At 55.6% G+C, this 19,781-nt stretch carries 12 protein-coding genes; all 12 read left to right on the top strand.

The window, feature by feature from the left end; all coding sequences use genetic code 11:
- Positions 1-82 precede the first annotated feature (82 nt).
- The 12 genes from metH (at position 83) to M3223_RS16330 (ending at position 19,679) form a co-directional block, all read left to right on the top strand.
- The gene (gene metH / locus M3223_RS16385; RefSeq protein WP_251563433.1) at positions 83-3,523 is read left to right on the top strand and encodes a methionine synthase; all 3,441 of its coding nucleotides are present in this window, start codon (positions 83-85) and stop codon (positions 3,521-3,523) included.
- Positions 3,524-3,633: 110 nt separating this feature from the next.
- The gene (rnz, locus tag M3223_RS16380) at positions 3,634-4,584 is read left to right on the top strand and encodes a ribonuclease Z (protein ID WP_251563431.1); all 951 of its coding nucleotides are present in this window, start codon (positions 3,634-3,636) and stop codon (positions 4,582-4,584) included.
- A gap of 313 nt (positions 4,585-4,897) precedes the next feature.
- Complete coding sequence (locus M3223_RS16375) at positions 4,898-8,950, top strand: family 78 glycoside hydrolase catalytic domain (protein WP_251563429.1); 4,053 nt, start codon at positions 4,898-4,900, stop codon at positions 8,948-8,950.
- Between the two features lie 299 nt (positions 8,951-9,249).
- On the top strand, positions 9,250-11,496 hold the full coding sequence (locus M3223_RS16370) for a DEAD/DEAH box helicase (RefSeq protein ID WP_251563621.1): 2,247 nt from the start codon (positions 9,250-9,252) through the stop codon (positions 11,494-11,496).
- A 34-nt stretch (positions 11,497-11,530) separates the two neighbouring features.
- Complete coding sequence (locus M3223_RS16365; protein ID WP_251563427.1) at positions 11,531-12,919, top strand: ribonuclease H-like domain-containing protein; 1,389 nt, start codon at positions 11,531-11,533, stop codon at positions 12,917-12,919.
- On the top strand, positions 12,916-13,755 hold the full coding sequence (locus M3223_RS16360; protein ID WP_251563425.1) for an HAD-IIA family hydrolase: 840 nt from the start codon (positions 12,916-12,918) through the stop codon (positions 13,753-13,755). The genes M3223_RS16365 and M3223_RS16360 overlap by 4 nt, the downstream gene beginning before the upstream one ends.
- A gap of 73 nt (positions 13,756-13,828) precedes the next feature.
- Positions 13,829-14,647: an Fpg/Nei family DNA glycosylase gene (locus M3223_RS16355; RefSeq protein WP_251563422.1), complete on the top strand. Its 819-nt coding sequence runs from the start codon at positions 13,829-13,831 to the stop codon at positions 14,645-14,647.
- 2 nt (positions 14,648-14,649) lie between these two features.
- Entirely contained in the window at positions 14,650-15,495 is an 846-nt protein-coding gene (locus M3223_RS16350) for a deoxyribonuclease IV (protein WP_251563420.1), read from the top strand.
- The gene (locus M3223_RS16345; RefSeq protein ID WP_251563418.1) at positions 15,492-15,884 is read left to right on the top strand and encodes a cyclic-phosphate processing receiver domain-containing protein; all 393 of its coding nucleotides are present in this window, start codon (positions 15,492-15,494) and stop codon (positions 15,882-15,884) included. Before M3223_RS16350 ends, M3223_RS16345 begins: the two co-directional genes overlap by 4 nt.
- 33 nt (positions 15,885-15,917) lie before the next feature.
- Positions 15,918-16,700, top strand: coding sequence for an ABC transporter ATP-binding protein (locus M3223_RS16340; protein ID WP_251563619.1), 783 nt, complete (start codon positions 15,918-15,920; stop codon positions 16,698-16,700).
- Positions 16,697-17,716: an SAM-dependent methyltransferase gene (locus M3223_RS16335; RefSeq protein WP_251563416.1), complete on the top strand. Its 1,020-nt coding sequence runs from the start codon at positions 16,697-16,699 to the stop codon at positions 17,714-17,716. Before M3223_RS16340 ends, M3223_RS16335 begins: the two co-directional genes overlap by 4 nt.
- A 115-nt stretch (positions 17,717-17,831) precedes the next feature.
- Positions 17,832-19,679 (top strand): serine/threonine-protein kinase, encoded by a 1,848-nt coding sequence (locus M3223_RS16330; RefSeq protein ID WP_251563414.1) that lies wholly within the window; start codon positions 17,832-17,834, stop codon positions 19,677-19,679.
- The last annotated feature ends 102 nt before the right edge of the window (positions 19,680-19,781 follow it).

The following is a 19,781-nucleotide window of genomic DNA, read 5'->3' as shown; positions in this document are numbered from 1 at the left end:
TAGTCGATGAGAGTTCTTTTCACTTGTCCCATCTTCTGCTACACTAAACGTTAATGATTTTCGGGGGGAAGGGTGTAGAATTTTGTCGAAGCCGACTTTGCACGAAATGCTGGAAAAACGCATTCTCATTATGGATGGTGCGATGGGCACGATGATTCAGCAGGCGGATTTATCTGCCGACGATTTTGGCGGCGAAGAGCTGGACGGTTGCAACGAGATGCTCGTGTTGACACGTCCGGACGTCATCCGTACGATTCACGAGCAGTATTTGGAAGCGGGAGCGGACCTGATTGAAACCAATACGTTCGGCGGCGCCAGCGTGGTGCTTGCCGAGTACGATATTCCGGAAAAAGCGCGCGAGATCAATCTCGCTGCAGCCCGGATTGCCCGTGAAGCGGCCGATAAATACAGCACGCCGGAGCATCCGCGTTTTGTGGTGGGCGCGATTGGACCAACGACCAAAACGCTGTCCGTTACAGGCGGAGTCACCTTTGAAGGCCTTGTTGCGAGTTATCTGGAGCAGGCAGTGGCGCTTATTGAAGGCGGCGCGGACGCCATGCTGCTGGAAACTTCCCAGGACACGCTCAACGTTAAAGCGGGAAGCATTGCGATTCGACAAGCATACGAGCAGACTGGCATTCATCTGCCTCTGATGATATCCGGCACAATTGAGCCGATGGGCACAACGCTGGCGGGACAAAATATTGAGTCCTTCTACATTTCCCTGGAGCATCTGAAGCCGATTTCAATCGGTCTGAACTGCGCAACCGGACCGGAATTCATGCGCGATCATATCCGGACGCTGAGCGAAATTTCGCATTCGGCAATCAGCTGTTATCCTAACGCCGGTTTGCCGGATGAAAACGGCCAATACCATGAATCTCCGCAATCTCTTGCGATCAAAATGGGCGCATTCGCCGAGCAGGGCTGGCTAAACATTGCCGGGGGCTGCTGCGGCACAACTCCGGCACATATCCGCGCGTTAGTGGAAACGATGGCCGCTTATCCTCCGCGTGAGCGCAGCGGATCGCATGCTCCTGCCGTATCCGGCATTGAGACGGTCTATATTGAACAGGACAACCGTCCGTACATGGTCGGCGAGCGCACAAACGTGCTTGGCTCGCGGAAGTTTAAACGGCTGATCGTGGAAGGCAAATACGAGGAAGCGGCGGAAATAGCACGTGCCCAAGTGAAAAAAGGCGCACATGTCATCGACGTCTGTCTACAAGACCCTGACCGTGACGAGACCGAGGATATGCAGCGGTTTTTGGAGATCGTCGTTAAGCTGGTAAAAGCTCCGCTCGTTATCGATACGACTGATCCCGAAGTAATTGAGCTGTCGCTTAAATACTCCCAGGGCAAGGCGATTATTAACTCGATCAACCTGGAGGACGGCGAAGAAAAGTTTGAGCATGTTGTGCCGCTTATTCACAAGTACGGAGCCGCCGTTGTTGTCGGCACCATTGACGAGAGCGGACAAGCGATTAAACGGGAGGACAAGCTGGCTGTCGCGCAGCGCTCCTACGATTTGCTGGTCAACAAGTATGGCTTGCAGCCAGAGGATATTATTTTTGACCCGCTCATGTTCCCGGTCGGCACAGGTGACGAGCAGTACATCGGCTCCGCCGAAGAGACGGTTGAGGGCATCCGTTTGATTAAACAGGCGCTGCCGCGCTGCCATACAATACTAGGTATAAGCAACATCAGCTTTGGATTGCCGGAGGCAGGGCGCGAGGTGCTGAACTCCGTCTATTTATACGAGTGCACCAAGGCCGGACTGGACTACGCCATCGTCAATACGGAAAAGCTGGAGCGTTACGCCTCCATTCCGGAGCATGAGCGCAAGCTGGCGGAAGATTTGATCTACCGCACCAATGACGATACTCTGGCTGCATTTGTCGCTGCTTTCCGCGAGAAAAAGGTGGAGAAAAAAGAAAAAGTGTCCAACCTGCCGCTGGAAGACCGCCTTGCTTCCTATGTGGTGGAAGGCACAAAGGAAGGACTCATTCCTGACCTTGATCTGGCAATGCAGAAGTACAGCCCGCTCGAAATTATTAACGGACCCCTTATGAAGGGGATGGACGAGGTTGGACGGCTGTTCAACAACAACGAGCTGATCGTAGCCGAGGTGCTGCAGAGCGCCGAGGTGATGAAAGCGTCGGTGGGCCATCTCGAGCCGTTTATGGAAAAAACGGAATCCTCGGTTAAAGGGAAAATTATTTTGGCGACGGTTAAAGGCGATGTTCATGACATCGGCAAAAATCTCGTTGAAATCATTCTTGCCAATAACGGGTATCATATCGTAAACCTTGGTATCAAGGTGCCGCCTGAGCAGCTCATTGAGGCACAGCGTAAGGAAAGAGCCGACGCTATCGGTTTATCCGGCCTGCTCGTCAAATCCGCGCAGCAGATGGTCATTACGGCGCAGGATTTGCGCAACGCCGACATCCATGTGCCAATTATGGTAGGCGGCGCGGCGCTGACCCGCAAATTTACCAAAACTCGCATCAGCCCCGAATACGATGGACTGGTGCTTTATGCAAAGGATGCAATGGACGGGCTGGATCTCGCCAACAAGCTGATGAACAAGGAACATCGCTCCGTTATGGAGGGTGAGCTTGCCGAGCTGAAGGCTTCCGGCGCCGTGGCGGTGGAAGAGAAGCCGCAGCTGCCGCAGCTGACGCGCGCGGTCCGCAGCGGGATTTCACAAGATGCGCCGGTGTTTATTCCGCCGGATCTGGATCGTCATATTTTGCGCAACGTGCCGATTCCGCAAATTGTACCTTATGTCAATATGCAGATGCTGCTCGGCCATCATTTGGGCGTGCGCGGCAAAGTAGAAGAGCTGCTTGCACAGCGGGACGAAAAAGTGATGTCGCTTAAAGATACGGTTGATTCGATTTTGTTCGAGGCGTCCCGTGACGGAATTATTAAAGCGCATGGCATGTACCGCTTCTTCCCGGCACAATCGGATGGAAACGATATTGTCATTTACGATCCGCAGGATACATCCAAAGTGCTGAAACGCTTCAGCTTCCCGCGCCAACAGGTGGAGCCGTTCCTTTGTTTGGCGGACTACCTGCGCAGCGTGGAAAGCGGCGTGATGGACTATGTCGGCTTCCTCGTCGTCACGGCGGGCGAAGGAGTCAGAGATCTGGCCGGCCAATGGAAGGACAAGGGCGATTACTTGCGTTCCCATGCTCTCCAGGCGGTTGCGCTTGAGGTGGCGGAAGGTCTTGCGGAGCGCGTTCACCATATGATGAGAGATGTATGGGGATATCCGGATCCGCCGGAAATGACGATGAAACAACGCCATGGCGCGCGTTATCAGGGTATTCGGGTTTCGTTTGGTTACCCGGCTTGTCCGAATCTGGAGGATCAAGGCCCGCTGTTTGAGCTGATGAAACCCGAAGATATCGGGGTGGAGCTCACGGAAGGTTTTATGATGGAACCGGAGGCGTCCGTTTCGGCGATGGTATTTGCCCATCCAGAGGCGCAATATTTCAACGTCGATAAAGCATAATGATTAACCTAAAAGGCCGGGGCAATAGCGGCCTGGAATTATAGTTAACAACCGGTATTCGCCAAGCTCTGTTCGCGTGGCGGAGCGTTAAAAGAAAGGGGAAGCGAACGATGGAACTCACATTTCTGGGAACCGGGGCAGGCAGGCCTTCGAGGCTGCGCAATGTGACTTCGATGGCGCTGACGCTTCCCCAGCCGCGCTGCGCAGTTTGGCTGTTCGACTGCGGAGAGGCGACTCAGCATCAGCTGATGAGCACAGCGCTTAAGCTGAGCAAGATTGAAGCTGTGTTCATAACCCATCTGCATGGGGATCACATTAACGGGCTTCCTGGCCTGCTGAGCACCCGTTCCTATCATTCCGGCTCGGGACAGCTGCGGTTGTTCGGTCCGCAAGGAATTCGGGAATACCTGGACGCCGTCTTTGGTCTGACCGGCACTCATCTCGACTACGAGCTGATTGTGTCCGAGCTGCAGGAGGGAATTATTTACGAGGATGATGACTTCAGCGTAGATGCGCAGCAGCTGAACCATCGGGTTCCTTGCTGGGGGTTCCGTGTCGCCGAAAAGGATAAACCGGGAACGCTGGATGCGGTTAAGGCTCGCTCGCTTGGCGTGCCGTTCGGGCCGTTGCTTGGCCGGCTTAAAAACGGCGAGGACGTTGTGAATCCGGCAGGACAGCTTGTCCGCAGCTTGGATGTATCGGGGCCGGAGCTTAAAGGCCGCATCGTGACAATCCTTGGCGACACGGTGCCGTGCGGCGGTGTGGAGCGGTTGGCGCAGGGAGCGGATCTGCTTGTGCATGAAGCTACCTTTCAGGGCGATATGGCGGAAAAAGCTGCTGCATACGGCCACTCCACGACGCTGCAGGCAGCGCAGGCAGCGTCTGAATCCGGCGTGAAGAGGCTTTTTATGACCCATATCAGCAGCCGCTACCGTGAAGAAGACATACCGCAATTGATTGAGGAAGCACGTTCCGTGTTTCCCGAGTCCTATGTTGGGTATGATCTGTTGACGGTGCCGATTCCAAGGCGCGGGGAAGCACCGCCGCAATCTGTAGTATAAAGCCTTTGCCGTCCGTTTCGGATGGCAAAGGCTTTTTCATGCTCTCATAAACATGTTCATTAAATGGATATTAATTAATCAAGCTTATAGTTAATGATATGAAATGTTAATAGCATAAATGTGCTACTGCGGAAGCTGGACATATCATGGGATAGTCGTACATTTGTCCTCCCTAATAGTCGGCAATGTGCAAGTAACGTCAAGATTGTGAAATAGCCGGAGCGGCAATGGCTGATCTAATATTAGAAGGAGCGCAGACGGTGCGCGTTCTCTCTTTTTTTATATCCTCGAGCGGCGAAGGAGGACATGAGCAATGATACACAGGCCTAACCGGTACAAAAGACTGAAGGGGGAAAGTGCTTATTTATTGGCTGATGTGAAGGCGGAGGGAGCATTGCTCAAGCCATTTGTGAAAAAAACATTAACCGGTCTGCTTGCTGTCAGTCTTGCAGTTGCTATGATCTTTGATGCTACAGCAAATGCTTCAATCGGAACTATTGTAAACCAATCTATTAGCGTTGATGGCCTTCAGGTACAGGGACTCGATACACCGCTTGGAATCGACACGCCGACGCCTACGCTGTCGTGGCGATTTTCTTCCCCCAACGCTGGAGCTGCTGTCAGTGGCGCGGAGGTGAAGGTGCTTTCGAGCACAGGCGCCGTAGTGTGGTCGAGCGGTAGGCTGACAAAGCCCGGAATCTCATCGGTCAAGTACGGCGGCCAGCCGCTGCAGGCAAAGTCGCGCTACACATGGAAGGTGAGGGTATTTGACGGCTCCGAAAATCCAAACGCGTGGAGCGACGCTGCCGCCTTTGGTACCGGTATGTTTACGGATGCGGACTGGAATGGCGCCAACTGGATCACGCACAAGGACTGGGCTACATCGCGTCAAGGCTCTGAAATTGGCACGTTGTATCCTGTCACAGTAATTTTCCCGGGCGGACCGGTCACCAGCCGCACGGTGACGATTTCAATCTACGGCATCGGCGAGATGCCAGCGGGAGCTAACGACTTCCGGGCTCAGCTGTCGGAGATCCAGGTCAAAAACGGCAACGGCGGCGCCAATGCCGCGCGGTACGCCGCCATCACCGCGTCAGAGTCGGATGAAAGTAACGGCTGGTCAATCGGCGCTCTAAAGGACGGATTTACGTCGTCAGAGTCGTCATGGGCACGCGGCTGGTCATCCGCGCCGCACAACAGTGCAAATCTGTCTACGCCTATCACGCTTCAGCTCGACCTTGGCTCCGTGCAGACATTTGACCGAGTCGTGTTATACCCGCGAACAGATGTCGCTTCTGCCAGCGGCCGCAGCGCGGGTTTCCCCACTAAGTTTAATGTTACGGCGGATGTGGCGGCCCAGCCTAACGGCGGCACTGTCATTGCCAACGACGATGCCGTTGTTGCGCCAGCCTATGCGAACCCGGGAAACCCATACACGATCAATCTGCCTTCCCAGCCTTCCGGGCGGCTGCTGACGCTGACGGTGCCGAAGGTCACCGTCGAACAGCCGGATGCGCCAACGTCGTTTTTCCTGCAGCTGGCCGAGATTGAGGTGCTGGATGAGAACGGCCAAAACCTCGCGAATAACGCCACATTTTCGGCCAACAGCAGCCTTGGCGGGGCGTGGAGCCCGCATCTGCTTGGAGACGGCGTTAAGACGACCAATGATGTCGCCTCCACCGGCTGGACCTCTTGGCCCCCTTCCGGAGCGCGGACTTTGAGTCCCGCCGCGATAATCACGATTGATTTGGGAAGCATCCATACGGTGTCGGCGTTGAAAATCTACCCCCGCAGCGATAAGTCCGTCGTCGTGGACGGCACGCAGCGGACGGTCGCCTTTATGAGCGCGTACTCGCTGTCGATCGCGAACAACACTGCAATCGGCGGTCCGACGACGGTTGCGACGTACGACATCGCCGAGCCGCCCGCATGGGGCGACCGCACGCTGCTGACGCTGCCCCAATTCCGCACGGGCTTTACGGTACAGAACCGGCCGATTGCCTCGGCGACTTTGTATATTTCCGGCCTTGGAGCATACGAAGCAGAGGTTAATGGCGAACGCGCCGGAGACATTCGTATCGGTTCCGGGATGACGAAGTTCGACGAGCGCACATTCTACGACGCCATCGATGTTACCGACCAGGTGCATGCCGGGGCCAACGCAATCGGCATCGGACTCGGTCAGGCATGGCTTGACGGCGTCAACAACTGGTCGCCTAAGTCCAATTGGGGAGGCTGGAACGGCATTTTGCGCGCCAGGGCACTGCTAAAGGTGCGTTATGCCGACGGCAGCACCTCGGAAATCATTACGGGCAGCGGCTGGAAGACCGTTCTTGGCCCAAGTCGAACGACGCTGGACGTCACCCCTGATGCGGAAGGTTATGAAGCCACGTTGAAGCAGCCAGGCTGGAGCAGCCCCGGCTTCAACGACAGCGGCTGGGAAACGGCTCAGGTTACCTCTAATGAGGGCGCGCTGCTGCAGTTCAACCCGGTGCAGCCCAATCGCGTCACGGAAACGCTGAACCCGGTCGCAGTAACCAATCCGGCCAACGGCGTCTACGTTTACGACGTGGGACGCAACATTTCGGGCACTGCCCGGGTTACCTTAGACTTGCCGGCAGGAGTGACTGCGACGGTGCGTTACACCGAGCGGCTGGCCAATGGGCGCCCGGACATCGCGAGCGGACGTTATCAGGATGATTTCGTTACAGGCGACGGGTCAGGCCCGCTCACATGGGCGGCGTCATATACGTATAAAGGGTTCCGGTATATTGAGATTAGCGGCCTGCCAAACGGAAGCCCGCCGCCGACCGTACTCGCCCTCCGCATGCATAACGACATTGCCAGTGTAGGAGCGTTTAGTTCGGGCAACGCCGTGCTGAACTGGGTGCACGACGCAGCGCGGCAGACGCTGTTGAACAACCTCGTCATGGCTGTTCCAACCGACGGCTCGTACAACGAGAAGCTGCCATGGCTTGGCGACGGGCATCTGATGGAAAATGCCATGATTCGTAATTTCGACGCCGAACAGGTGTACATGAAGTGGTTAAACGACATGGCGGATTCGCAGCACAGCGACGGTGATGTGCCGGCCTGGGCGCCTGCACCGACAGAAGCAGCCGGCTTCCGCAGCAGCGCGTGGGCGAATGCGTTTACAGAGACGGCGCAGTTGCTACTCACCGAATACGGTGCGGAGGATGCCGTGGAGGCACGCTACACAGAGCTGCGCAATTATGCCGCATTTGAATGGTCGCAATTCGGAGCGGAGCATGAGCAGTGGGGCGACTGGGTATGTCCGGGTGACGCCGCTGTCTGCAACAATAACGACAACAAGCAGCTCGTTGGCAAGGCATATGCTTACCGCAGCGTTCAGCAGTTCTCGGAAATCGCGAATGCACTTGGTCATGGCGCCGATGCAACCCTTTATGCCAATCGCGCCACCCAGATGAAGAATGCTTTCAACGCATCCTACTTCAATGCGGCTTCACAAAAGTATTTAACGGCGCCGGGCGCTTCCTATTGGCAGACTAACAATGTGCTGCCGCTCGCGTTCGGCATGGTGCCGGCCGGTTCCGAGCAGGCGGTCGCCGACAGCATCGCCGCTGATGTTACAGCGCGCAATAACCATTTGAACACAGGTGTGCTGGGCACAAAGTGGCTGTGGAGCGTTTTAACCCGGTACGGCCACATTGACACAGCCTTTGCGGCTGCGACGACTACGACCAGCCCTGGCTACGGGAAGTGGATGAACGACGGCGCGACGACTCTGTGGGAAATGTGGGGCGATTGGAGCCGCTCGGAGGGCCATCCGTTCCTTGGGACAGTCGTCGACTGGATGTACGCTGATGTAGCCGGACTCGCAAACCTCGGCGCCGTCTCCGGCGAGGCGAAGGTGAAGCCGTACCTTCCCGAGGGATTGGGTCATGCATCCACAAGCTACCAGACCGCTGGCGGAACTCTGTCGTCCGGCTGGACGGCCGTTAACGGTGTTACGACGCTTACTGTGAAGGTACCGGTGAGCATGACCGCCGAAGTGTCGGTTCCGGTCGCTTCCGGTGACACGGTGGCGGCACCTTGCGGGGCCCAGCATCTGAGAGATGAAGCGGGGTACAGCGTGTTCCGTGTGAGCAGCGGCACCCATGTGTTCACCTCCTCCCCGACGGCTGTTGCGCCGAACTGCAACAGCGGCGGCGGGCAAGGGAGCAACGGCCACAATGGCGGAAAAGGCAAAGATGGTGAAAAAGGTAACGGCGGCCACGATGGTGGAAAGGACCACAATGGCGGCAAAGGCAAAGATGGCGGTAAGGGCAAAGATGGTGATAAAGGCAAAGATGGCGGAAAAGGCAACGGCGGCAAGGGGGAATAACGGGAAAGGAACGGTATATCGACCTTGACCCTCTCTATGACCGCTATCGTCTCGGCCTTTGCAGCCGCATCAAGATAACGCCGAGTTCCAGAAATAGGTTCGAAAACATGCCATTTTAAAGGGCCGTCCCAAGTCAGCTGTATGACTTACGGGATAGCCCTTATTTTCATCTCAGGTCTGTAAGTCATAGAACGATTGCACCGGCGATCAAGCGTTGGCGTTCGCCAGGGCTTTTTTATTTTTGCATGTACATTTATAATAGGAACGGCCGTTCTAGTGTTAAGGGGTGAATTCAATTGTTGCGAAAAAAAACGCTTCCCCAGCTCATAGAGGAATTAAGAGGGAATGAAAACATAATTAATTGGCATGAAATACAGCCGCAAGAAGCTAAAACCAGGCCTATGCCCGAAAGTGTAGACACGCGGATTAAAGCGGCTCTGGCTAAACGCGGCATAGCGGAATTATATACGCACCAACACACAGCCTATGAAACGATTCGAAAAGGCGAAAACGTCGTTGCTGTAACGCCGACCGCTTCGGGCAAAACATTATGTTATAACCTGCCTGTATTGCAGGCGATAGCGGAAGATGACGGCAGCCGCGCGCTTTACCTGTTCCCGACAAAAGCTCTGGCGCAGGACCAAAAAAGCGAGCTTAACGAAATCATAGACGAAATGGGCATTGATATAAAAAGCTTCACTTATGACGGGGATACCGCGCCGGCCATTCGGCAGATCGTGCGTAAAGTCGGGCATATCGTCATTACGAATCCCGACATGCTTCATTCGGCAATTCTTCCGCATCATACCAAATGGGTAAGTCTTTTTAGCAATCTGAAATACATCATTATTGATGAACTGCATACATACAGGGGGGTATTTGGAAGTCACGTGGCCAATGTAATTAGACGGCTCCAGCGTGTCTGCAAATTCTATGGCAGCAATCCTTTATTTATTTGCACGTCTGCAACAATCGCCAACCCTAAGGAACTAGCCGAACAATTAACCGGCCAGCCTATGCGCCTTATCGACGATAACGGAGCTCCCAGGGGGAGGAAACACTTCGTTTTTTATAATCCGCCTATCGTGAACAAGCCGTTGAATTTGCGTAAAAGCTCTACGGCAGAAGTGAACCAGCTGGCGAAGGAATTCCTTGCTAATAAAATACAAACAATCGTTTTTGCCCGCAGCAGGGTAAGGGTTGAAATTATTTTAAGCCATCTGCAGGAATTGGTGAAAAACGAAATTGCGGTTAAGTCTATTCGCGGCTACCGGGGCGGCTACCTTCCGAATCAGCGCCGGGAAATCGAAAAGGGACTGCGGAACGGTGATATTTTAGGGGTAGTAAGCACAAATGCCTTAGAACTAGGGGTGGACATCGGGCAGCTGCAGGTTTGCGTTATGACTGGATATCCCGGCAGTGTCGCCAGCACATGGCAGCAGGCTGGACGGGCAGGCCGGCGGCACGGCGAAGCGCTCGTTTTAATGGTTGCCAGCAATACGCCAATAGACCAGTATATCGTCCAGAATCCCGAATACTTCTTCGACCGTTCCCCGGAATCGGCAAGGATTAACCCGGAAAATTTGCTTATTCTGGTAGACCATGTACGCTGTGCTTCGTATGAATTGCCTTTTAAGCAGGGAGAGCAATTCGGCCCTGGAGATATAGAAGAAGTTTTAGAATACCTTGTCGAGGAAAGGGTATTGCACCGTGCAGCGGACGCCTTTTATTGGGCGAATCAGTCTTTCCCGGCGAGCGAAGTAAGCTTGCGTTCTGCAGCCCAGGAAAATGTCGTTATCATCGATCAATCGGACACGGCGAACGTCAAGATAATCGGGGAAATGGACCGCTTTAGCGCGATGACCTTGCTTCACGACGAGGCCATTTACCTGAATGAAGGGGTGCAGTTTCAAGTCGAAAAACTGGACTGGGACCACAAAAAAGCCTATGTCCGCGAAGTCGACGTAGAGTACTACACCGATGCGAACCTGGCCGTTAAGCTTAAGGTTTTGGACATTGAACGAACCGAAAGCAGGCGTGTGTCTGCCATTAACTTTGGGGACGTGCAGGTAAATGCGATGCCGACTATTTTCAAGAAAATCCGTCTGACGACCTTCGAAAATATCGGATACGGGCAAATTAATTTGCCTGAAGAAGAGCTGCATACGAGCGGGACCTGGATCGAGTTAAAGGAAGCTGATTCAACGATCGATACAAAAACATTGGAGCAGCTGCTTATGGGGATTGCCCATGTACTAGGGCATATCGTTCCTATTCATGTCATGTGCGACCGTAACGATATTCACGTTGTTTCACAGATTAGGGCCGAACATACGCAGTTACCTACTGTATTTATTTATGACCACTACCCCGGCGGTATCGGATTAGCGGAGGACGTATACAAACGCTTTGACGAAATTAAAGAAGCTGCAAAGCGCCTCATAAAAAAATGCCCGTGCTCTGACGGCTGCCCGTCCTGCATTGGTACGGAAATCGAAGGGCTGAACGCGAAACAGAAGGCGGTAGAAATGTTGGGGGCTATCTAATGAAAAATGCGGTGCATAGGCAGGCGGTGCGGTTATGAGCGGCCTGCGTGAGCGAATGAACCGGCTGCGCGGCGTCAAGGAGGCTCAGCTAGGTGATGAAGCAGTCAAGGCCGCAGCCGATGACTCGCATGCTGTGGGTCATGAAGCTGAATCGGTTGACGCGCAGCAGATATCGGCTGCAAGCCCCGTCACGGGCGGTGCGGACATCATCCGCCATTGCTCCGAGCAAGACGCCGGGCCGGAATGGTCGGCGCTCGGCGTCCGCCTCCTGCTAAACGGCGACGGAGAGTGCCTGGAGCGGCGCCTGCGGCTACCGTTATCTCATCGCAGCGGCCACCACCGTCTGGAGGAATGGCTGCCGCATGCGGAGCAGCTAGGTGCGATCCATGCCGACAGCGGCGTCGTTCCCGGCACAGCTGACGTGTTGTTTCTCGATCTGGAAACGACCGGTCTGGGAGGCGGAACAGGCAATGTGCCCTTTATGACGGGCATTGCCTATTATGAAGACGGCGAATTTGTAATCCGCCAATTTTTAATCCGGCACCCCGCCGAGGAACGGGCCATGCTGAGCGAGCTGGCAGGGCTGCTGCCGCGTTTCCGTTGGCTGGCCACCTACAACGGCCGCTCGTTCGACTGGCCGCTCGTACAAACGCGTCTCATCATGAATGGTTTGGGCAAACAATTGCCGGAGCTTCTTCATTTGGACTTTTTGCACCCGTCCCGCAGCATCTGGAAAAACACGCTGGCCTCCTGCAGGCTAAGCCATGTCGAGGAGGAGCGGCTCGGCATTTTCCGCAAAGACGACGTACCGGGCTCGCTGGCGCCGACGTTGTATTTCCGCTATTTGGCCGAGGGAGATCCAGCGGTGCTGGAAGGTGTTTTCCGCCATAATGAACAGGACATGATTACGCTGGCCTGTCTTGGAATTCGGTTTGCCCAGCTGCTCAAGGGCAGGGCGGGGACGGGGTTCCCAATGCCGGAAGAGGGGGAAGAGCTGCTGCGTACCGGCCTTTGGCTGGAGCGGATGGGCGAAAGGGAAGAAGCGGAGCGATTTTACGGAATATTGGCGCTGGAGGAGGCTGTTACTCCGTCCGCTCTGCACGGGCTGGCGATGAGGGACAAGAAGGCTGGCAATTGGGAGCGCGCTGTGGTATTGTGGCAGAAAGCTGCGGCTGGATTTGCGGCAGCGGCGATCCCGGATTGGCAGGCTCATGTTGAGCTGGCCATGTATTTCGAGCATAAAGGCAAGGATCCCGCCTCGGCGATTGCACTTGCAGAGGAGGCGCTTGAACTTGCGCTTTCACATCCTCTGGCGCGCAGAAGCGCTAAGATGAACGGCGAGCTTGAAGCGCTGCGCCGCCGCAGGGATCGTCTGCTGCGCAAGCTGGGAGCGGCTGCAGGGAGATTGGAGGCAGGCGGATGACTGGAACGATGCAGTATGTATTGCCGGGCTTGAGGAAGCCGGACCGCCGAATCGGCGGACTGCTCCTCGATTTGGACGGCACGATCTACCGGGGGGAAGACGTCATTGATGGAGCTCCAGAGCTGATTCAGGCTCTGCTGGACGGAGGAATTCCATTTAAATATGTAACAAACAACTCTTCAGCGAGCCCCGCAGTTGTGGCGGAGCGGCTCGCGGCGATGGGGATACCCGCCGAAGCCGATGAGGTATGCACCTCTGCACAGGCTGCGGCAGCCTATGCTGCCGAACATTTTCCAGGCGGTAAGGTGTTCATGGTAGGCGAGGACGGGCTGGCGGAAGAACTGGAAATGGCCGGACTTCAACTCGTGCAGCAGTCTGCCGATGTTGTGGTGCAAGGAATTAATCGTCACTTTACATATGACCAAGCCGCGGCAGCTGTGCGCGAATTGCTTGGCGGAGCGGCTTATGTGATGACCAATCCGGATTTGCTGCTTCCATCCAAGGGAGGGCTTTTTCCTGGGGCGGGCTCCATTGGCGCTATGCTGAAAGCGGCATCGGGGGTGGAGCCGGTGCTGATCGGCAAGCCATCTACCATTTTGATGGATTACGCGCTGGGCCGTCTCGGCGTGCCGCGCGAGGCGGTATGGGTCGTCGGCGACAATTTGGCTACGGATATTGCATCCGGCGACAATTCGGGCTGCCGCACCATTTTAGTGCTGACCGGTTTAACGGATGAAAGCAACTATGAACGTTACGCATCGATCGCCAAGGTTTCTCCATATGCTTCCTGCAGCAGCCTGGATGAGCTGCGCAGGTATATTTTTGGAGCATACTAAGTCTGTGAAATACAGTGCGAAATGAACAAGGGGCTCAACAGCCAATCATCATGAGGAAGGAAGCGAAGGAACGATGCCGGAATATCCCGAAATGGACCATTACCGGATTATGCTTAGCTCGGAGGTGGCGGGCAAGCGAATCAGGTCCGTTCAGGTAGGACGAGAAAAATCGCTGAATGTTCCCGCGGACGAATTCGTCCGGCAAGTGGAGGGCCGCACAGTATGGTTCATTGAACGTCGCGGCAAACATCTGCTCTTTCATTTGGACAACGGGCAGCGGCTGCTGCTGCATCTGATGCTTGGCGGCTGGATGTTTTTCGGTTCCGAGGAAGAGAAGCCGGACCGTACCGTTCAGGTGAAGCTTGAATTCGACAACGGAAGTTTATTTTTTATCGGGCTGCGACTCGGGTACCTCCACCTGTTGACTGCTAGAGAGGCTGATAAGGAGCTGGCGAAGCTTGGTCCGGAGCCGCTTGATCCGCGGTTGACGCTGGAGCGGTTTAACGAACGGCTCATGACCAAAAAGCGCAGCGCGCTCAAAACGGCTCTAGTAGACCAGAGTGTGATTGCTGGAATCGGCAATTGTTATGCGGATGAAATCGCTTGGCAAGCGGAGCTGCTTCCGAACGCGCGTATCGGTTCGTTAACGCAAGAAGCTGTTTCACGTCTCTATGATGCCATGCATAACGTGCTGCTGGAGGCCAAAGCAAGCGGCGGATATATGGAGTACCCGTTCCGGATCGGCGATACGGTGACCGGGGGTTACAACGACGAGTGTAAAGTGTACGACCGCCCTGGAGAGGCATGCAGCCGTTGCGGCGGAACAATCGTGCAGGAGGAGCAGTCGTCGCGCAAGGTATTTTTCTGCCCGGATTGCCAGAAGGATCAATAAAGATGGCGAAAAACAATCGGCGTGGATGCCATATTAGCACTCGCGGCGGATATAGAGCTGCGGCAGAGCGGGCTTACGCGCTCGGCTGCGGCTCGTTTCAATATTTTCCGAAAAATCCGCGCGGACTGGGACTCAAGCATTTTGACCGGATCGATGCCGCTCGTTGTCTTGAGTTTTGCCGTGAACATAATATCGCCTCTATTGCTCATTCCGCCTATCCTAGCAATCTGGCATCGCCTGACGAGGGAGTGCGCATGCGGACGGCAAGCTCGCTGCTGAACGATTTGGACATCGCCGAAAGCTGCGGTTCGCTTGGCGTAGTGGTGCATTTTGGCGCCTACAAGGAACGTGATCCGCTGACGGGCTACAAGCTGATGATCGCTACGCTGGATTACATAACCGAGCGCTGGCAGGGGAGCTGCCGTCTGCTCATTGAAAATATGGCGGGTAATCACGGTTTTATGGGCATGACGCTGGAGGAGCTAGTTCAGATCCGATCTCTGTGCCGGGAACCCGACAAAATCGGGTTTTGTATTGACAGCTGCCATTTATTCGCCAGCGGCGTGTGGGATGGCGGCCTGGAGCCGTCCTGGGCGCAATCTCCGGCTGGACTTGCAGCGCGCGAGCATGTGAAGGCGCTGCATATTAACGGGTCGGTCTATGCGAGCGGATCTCGCCGGGACCGGCACGCGCTGCTTGGCGAAGGAGAGCTGGAGCTGAGCGGCATTGGCTGGCTGCTGCGGCATTTTCCAGACATACCGGCTGTGCTGGAAACGGCGCCAGGCGCGGACGGGACGCATCTTGGGCAGCTGCTGCAGATGAAGGCCGAGGAGGAGGGGCGCGGATGATTCATTTGTATTTGGACGATTACAGAACTTGTCCGGAAGGATTTACGCTGGCGCGTACAGCCGAGGAGTGCATTTTGCTGCTGCAGACCAGCCAGGTTGGCATGCTGTCGCTGGATTACGATTTGGGCTGGAACCAGCCGACGGGTTATGAAGTCGCTGCATGGATTGCGGACAACGGGAAGTTTCCGCAAGAAATTTATTTGCACACTTCCAGTTCAGAAGGGAAACAGCAGATGTATAAACGTTTGTCCGACGCGCTGCCGGAAGGAGTCAAGCTGTCCGGCAGTCCGCTGACTGACGAGGCTTTGCTGGCCGCTGCAGCAGCCGGGAAGCCCGGATTTGGCGGCGGCGGAGCCGATATCGAAGCTGCAGCGGCGGATGAAAGCTAAATGAATGTACAACGGGGGGAAACGGCGATGTCGATCATAGAGCTTGACTCTCTCTGTCTGCAGAGGGATCAGCGCACGATTTTGAGCGGGGTCAGCCTGGGCATCAAGGAAGGCGAGCAGTGGGTTATTCTCGGCCGCAACGGTTCCGGCAAAACGACGCTGCTGGAAATGCTGACCGGTTATATGTTCCCTACATCAGGCACCGTTAATGTGCTGGGGAACCGGTTTGGGGAATGCGACGTACGCGAGGTCAGAAAGCGCATCGGTTATATTAGCCAGTCACTCGTGGAAAAGCTTGCGCTTGCAGACCCTGTCTGGGAAGTCGTAGCGACGGGTGAATATGCGTTTTTACGATTTTATCAGGAAATAGATCCTGCGGTGAAGGCAAAGGCGCTTCAGCTGTTGGAGCAGGTCGGGCTTGGCGTTACGGCGGAGCAGCCGTTTGGCACTCTGTCGCAGGGCGAGCGCAAAAAGGTGCTGCTGGCAAGGGCGCTGATGAGCTCCCCGGAGGTGCTGATTCTGGACGAGCCTTGCTCGGGGCTGGACTTGCATGAACGCGAAAAGCTGCTGACGCAGATTGAAGCGTTGTCCGCCCGGCAGATTACGGTTATATATGTGACGCATCACATGGAAGAAATTATGCCGATGTTCACTCATGTAGCCTTGCTGCATGAAGGACGGCTGCTTCACGCAGGGCCGAAGGAGCAGGTATTGCAGGGCAGCGTGCTGTCGGAGGCGTACGAGCTGCCGCTTGAGGTGGAATGGACCTACGGCAGGCCCTGGATTAAAGTAAGAGCGGAAGGTGCGGTCAAGTGACGGAGTGGATTGGAACCGCGAATAAAAATTACGCCTCCTACGCGATGGAGGAGCTGAGACGTATGTTTGAAGGAATGTCTCTCTCCCTGCTGTCGCCCGGAGAAACGTTCCGGATGAATATACCGCTGGAGCGGGAGGAGGTGCTGCAGGCGATTCGGAATGACAAGCCGATTTTTCTGCGGTATTTACAGCCTGTGGATGCCTCGCGCGAGCTGTCGCTCGACGCAGATGATCTGGACTGGCTCGGCGATTGGCTGAGGCTGAGCAAAAGCAAACTGGACGGGCTCCGGGTAGGCGTCCATATCCGCAAAGCGGATGGCAGCCCGTTTCCTTACTCGGCTGCGGATACCCGAGCCGTATTGGATGCGGTGCTGGCTGAGGCCGGTGCAGAACCTGCGCACAAACAGCCTGACCGGCTCGTCGCGGTGTACGCTTCCAAAGATACCTTGTATGCGGGCATCGGCACGCCGGAGGAAATGCTGAGTGATTGGCCGGGCGGCGCTGTCCGGTTCCAGCGGGAGGACGGCCAGATTTCCCGGGCCAAATTCAAGCTGCTGGAGGCGGAGCGTGAATTCGGACTCGATTATTCAACGTTTAGCCATGCGCTGGACATCGGAGCTGCGCCGGGCGGCTGGACATCGCTGCTGCTTGAGCGCGGCTTGAAGGTGACCGCGGTTGACCCTGCGGAGCTGCATCCGTCGTTGAAGGCTTACCGGACGCTGACTGTGCTGCGCAAAAATGCGTCAGAGGTCAAGTTTGAGCCGGAAAGCTTCGATCTGCTCGTCTGCGATATGAGCTGGAGCCCGATGCAGATGAGCCGGCTTGTGCTGGACGATATAACCCCGGCGTTAAAAAGCGGCGGCACGGCGATTGTGACCGTTAAGCTGATGCACCGTAAACCGCTGCAGACGATCCGTGAAGTGAAGACGCGTTTCAGCGAACATTTTATCGTTGAAGGCGCGAGGCAGCTTTTCCACAACCGGGAGGAAATTACGCTGTACTTGAAGAAGAAATAAGCCTTAATATAAGCCAATAACGTAACGGGAAAGCATCCCGCTGCAGACAGTCTCTTTCATGTGAAGGAGTCTGCCTCTCAGCGGGATTTTTTTCGTTTAGAAGGAGATATCAGTCATGAAGCTGAGGTTTGGCAGACGTGTCGGGGCAAACAAAGGGGTTGGACATGGCGGACAATTAGGACAAAACGATCCGGATAATCCACCATTTAGACAACAAGACCGGTATAACGGACATAATAGGCATGTCGCGGAATTCGGACTAACGGAGAGACTGGGGCAAGGCAATCCTAACGGGCATGCAGGAGGCTACGGAAAAGATGAACATCATCCTTTTCATGAACGTGTGCAAACCGCGTCAGAGACGGGACAAATCTCTCATCAACTAATGAGGCCAAGCAGCCCAGAGCTGCGGCAGGCTCTGGAGCATGGAGAAATTGTCGGCGGCCGTTACCGGATTGTTCGGTTAATCGGCTCCGGAGGTATGGGGGAGGTTTACGCCGCTGAGGATTTGCGCTTGGATGGACGGCTGCGCGCTCTGAAGCTGAAGCCGGCGGGAAGTGCTGGCGAACGTCTTGGTGCGGACGAGGCACGTTTGCAGATGAAGCTAGTTCATCCGCATTTGCCGCAGCTCCATGATTATTTTCCGGCACAGGGAGATGTCGGCGAAATGCTTGTGATGGACTATGTGGAAGGGCAAACGCTGGAGGAGCTGCTCTTTGCCCGGTCTAATCCATTCACAACGGCAGAAACGGCAGCGGTCGCGCTGCAGCTCTGCTCGGCGCTTTCCTATCTTCATGAACAGCAGCCGCCGATTATCCACCGCGATTTAAAGGCATCCAATGTGATGATTGATCGTTACGGCGTTGTAAAGCTGATCGATTTTGGCATTGCGCGCCGTTTCGCTCCAGCACGGCAGGAGGACACAACGAGGCTCGGAACGCCCGGTTACGCCGCCCCGGAGCAGCTTTCAGGCGAGCAAAGCGACGCGCGGACCGACATGTACGGACTTGGCTGTCTGTTATACCTGCTTCTGACGAGGCGGCTTCCTGCCCAGCGCCTGGAGCGCCGCGGCTCCCAGCCCTTCTGGCTGGAGAGGCTGCTGCAGCCGGAGCGGAGCCGCAGATTTTCAACGATGCGGGAAGCTGCTGCAGTTATCAGTGGCTGGGCGGAGGAGAGCGGCTTGAAGCTGCCAGCAGCAAGCGGACTTCTGGGGGCAGCAGGAGCTGCAGGAGAAGGGAATGCCCCTGAGCAGGTTTCTATCCTATCTCTATCGCCGGGCAGCGGGGGGACCTTATTGACGCTTTGGCTGACTCGTTGTTTGGCTGCAAAAGGCATGGCCGTTCAAGCGGTTGAAATGCATTCGGGCCAGCCTCATTGGCATTCGCTGTTAGGGATGGGCGGCAAAACGGCTCTATCCGCAGTACATCCAGGTTACAGCTTGCTGCGAGAGGACCGCATAGATTGGCTGATTCGCGTTCCCGCCGCAGAAGCAGTCCCGGCGGACGGACCGGACCATGAGTCGCGGCTGGAGCTTATGCTGCGCAGAGACGATAACGCGGTACGTCTTCTCGACTGGTCCAGCAGCTGGGAACGGCCGGAAGCCATGAGGCGGATTCGCGGTTCAGGACTAGTCCTTATAGTGGCTGACCCGGATCCTTCGCGCTGGTGCGCCAAACGGCTGGATTTTATTCACGGTCTGGCAAAGGAGCGGGAGTCCGCAAACGGCCTGCTGCTGGCGGCAAATAAGGATATTTCGTTTGGCGGCAGACGGGAATGGCTTGGCATGCTGCCTCGTTATCCCGATGCGTTCATACCTTGTCTTTCCCCGGAGGAATGGTACTCGCTGCTGTGGGCCGGGTTGTCTTTGGAGGGGAAAGGGCGTGCTGCGGCAAAGCTTAGGAGTGGTATGAAACCATTGGCCCATGCCGTTTATCAGCGTTTTCAATCACGTTTGCCCGTCTAATTGACTAAAATGTCCATGCCGGGGGGAGCCAACTGACGGTCGGTTATGGTACAATAACCTATTAGGGGCGGCGAATTGCCTCTTGTCTTTTGCACTCAACAG

The organism is Paenibacillus pasadenensis, from assembly GCF_023715725.1.
Lineage (GTDB): Bacteria > Bacillota > Bacilli > Paenibacillales > Paenibacillaceae > Paenibacillus_O > Paenibacillus_O pasadenensis_A.
Note: the sequence above shows the minus strand (reverse complement) of the source record. Positions and strands in the feature narration are given on the sequence as shown.

What these genes read in the sequence shown, in the direction of transcription:
- rnz (WP_251563431.1), top strand. Translation starts at nt 3,634, where the DNA reads ATGGAACTCACATTTCTGGGAACCGGGGCAGGCAGGCCTTCGAGGCTG.
- M3223_RS16375 (WP_251563429.1), top strand. Translation starts at nt 4,898, where the DNA reads ATGATACACAGGCCTAACCGGTACAAAAGACTGAAGGGGGAAAGTGCT.
- M3223_RS16365 (WP_251563427.1), top strand. Translation starts at nt 11,531, where the DNA reads ATGAGCGGCCTGCGTGAGCGAATGAACCGGCTGCGCGGCGTCAAGGAG.
- M3223_RS16360 (WP_251563425.1), top strand. Translation starts at nt 12,916, where the DNA reads ATGACTGGAACGATGCAGTATGTATTGCCGGGCTTGAGGAAGCCGGAC.
- M3223_RS16355 (WP_251563422.1), top strand. Translation starts at nt 13,829, where the DNA reads ATGCCGGAATATCCCGAAATGGACCATTACCGGATTATGCTTAGCTCG.
- M3223_RS16350 (WP_251563420.1), top strand. Translation starts at nt 14,650, where the DNA reads ATGGCGAAAAACAATCGGCGTGGATGCCATATTAGCACTCGCGGCGGA.
- M3223_RS16345 (WP_251563418.1), top strand. Translation starts at nt 15,492, where the DNA reads ATGATTCATTTGTATTTGGACGATTACAGAACTTGTCCGGAAGGATTT.
- M3223_RS16330 (WP_251563414.1), top strand. Translation starts at nt 17,832, where the DNA reads ATGAAGCTGAGGTTTGGCAGACGTGTCGGGGCAAACAAAGGGGTTGGA.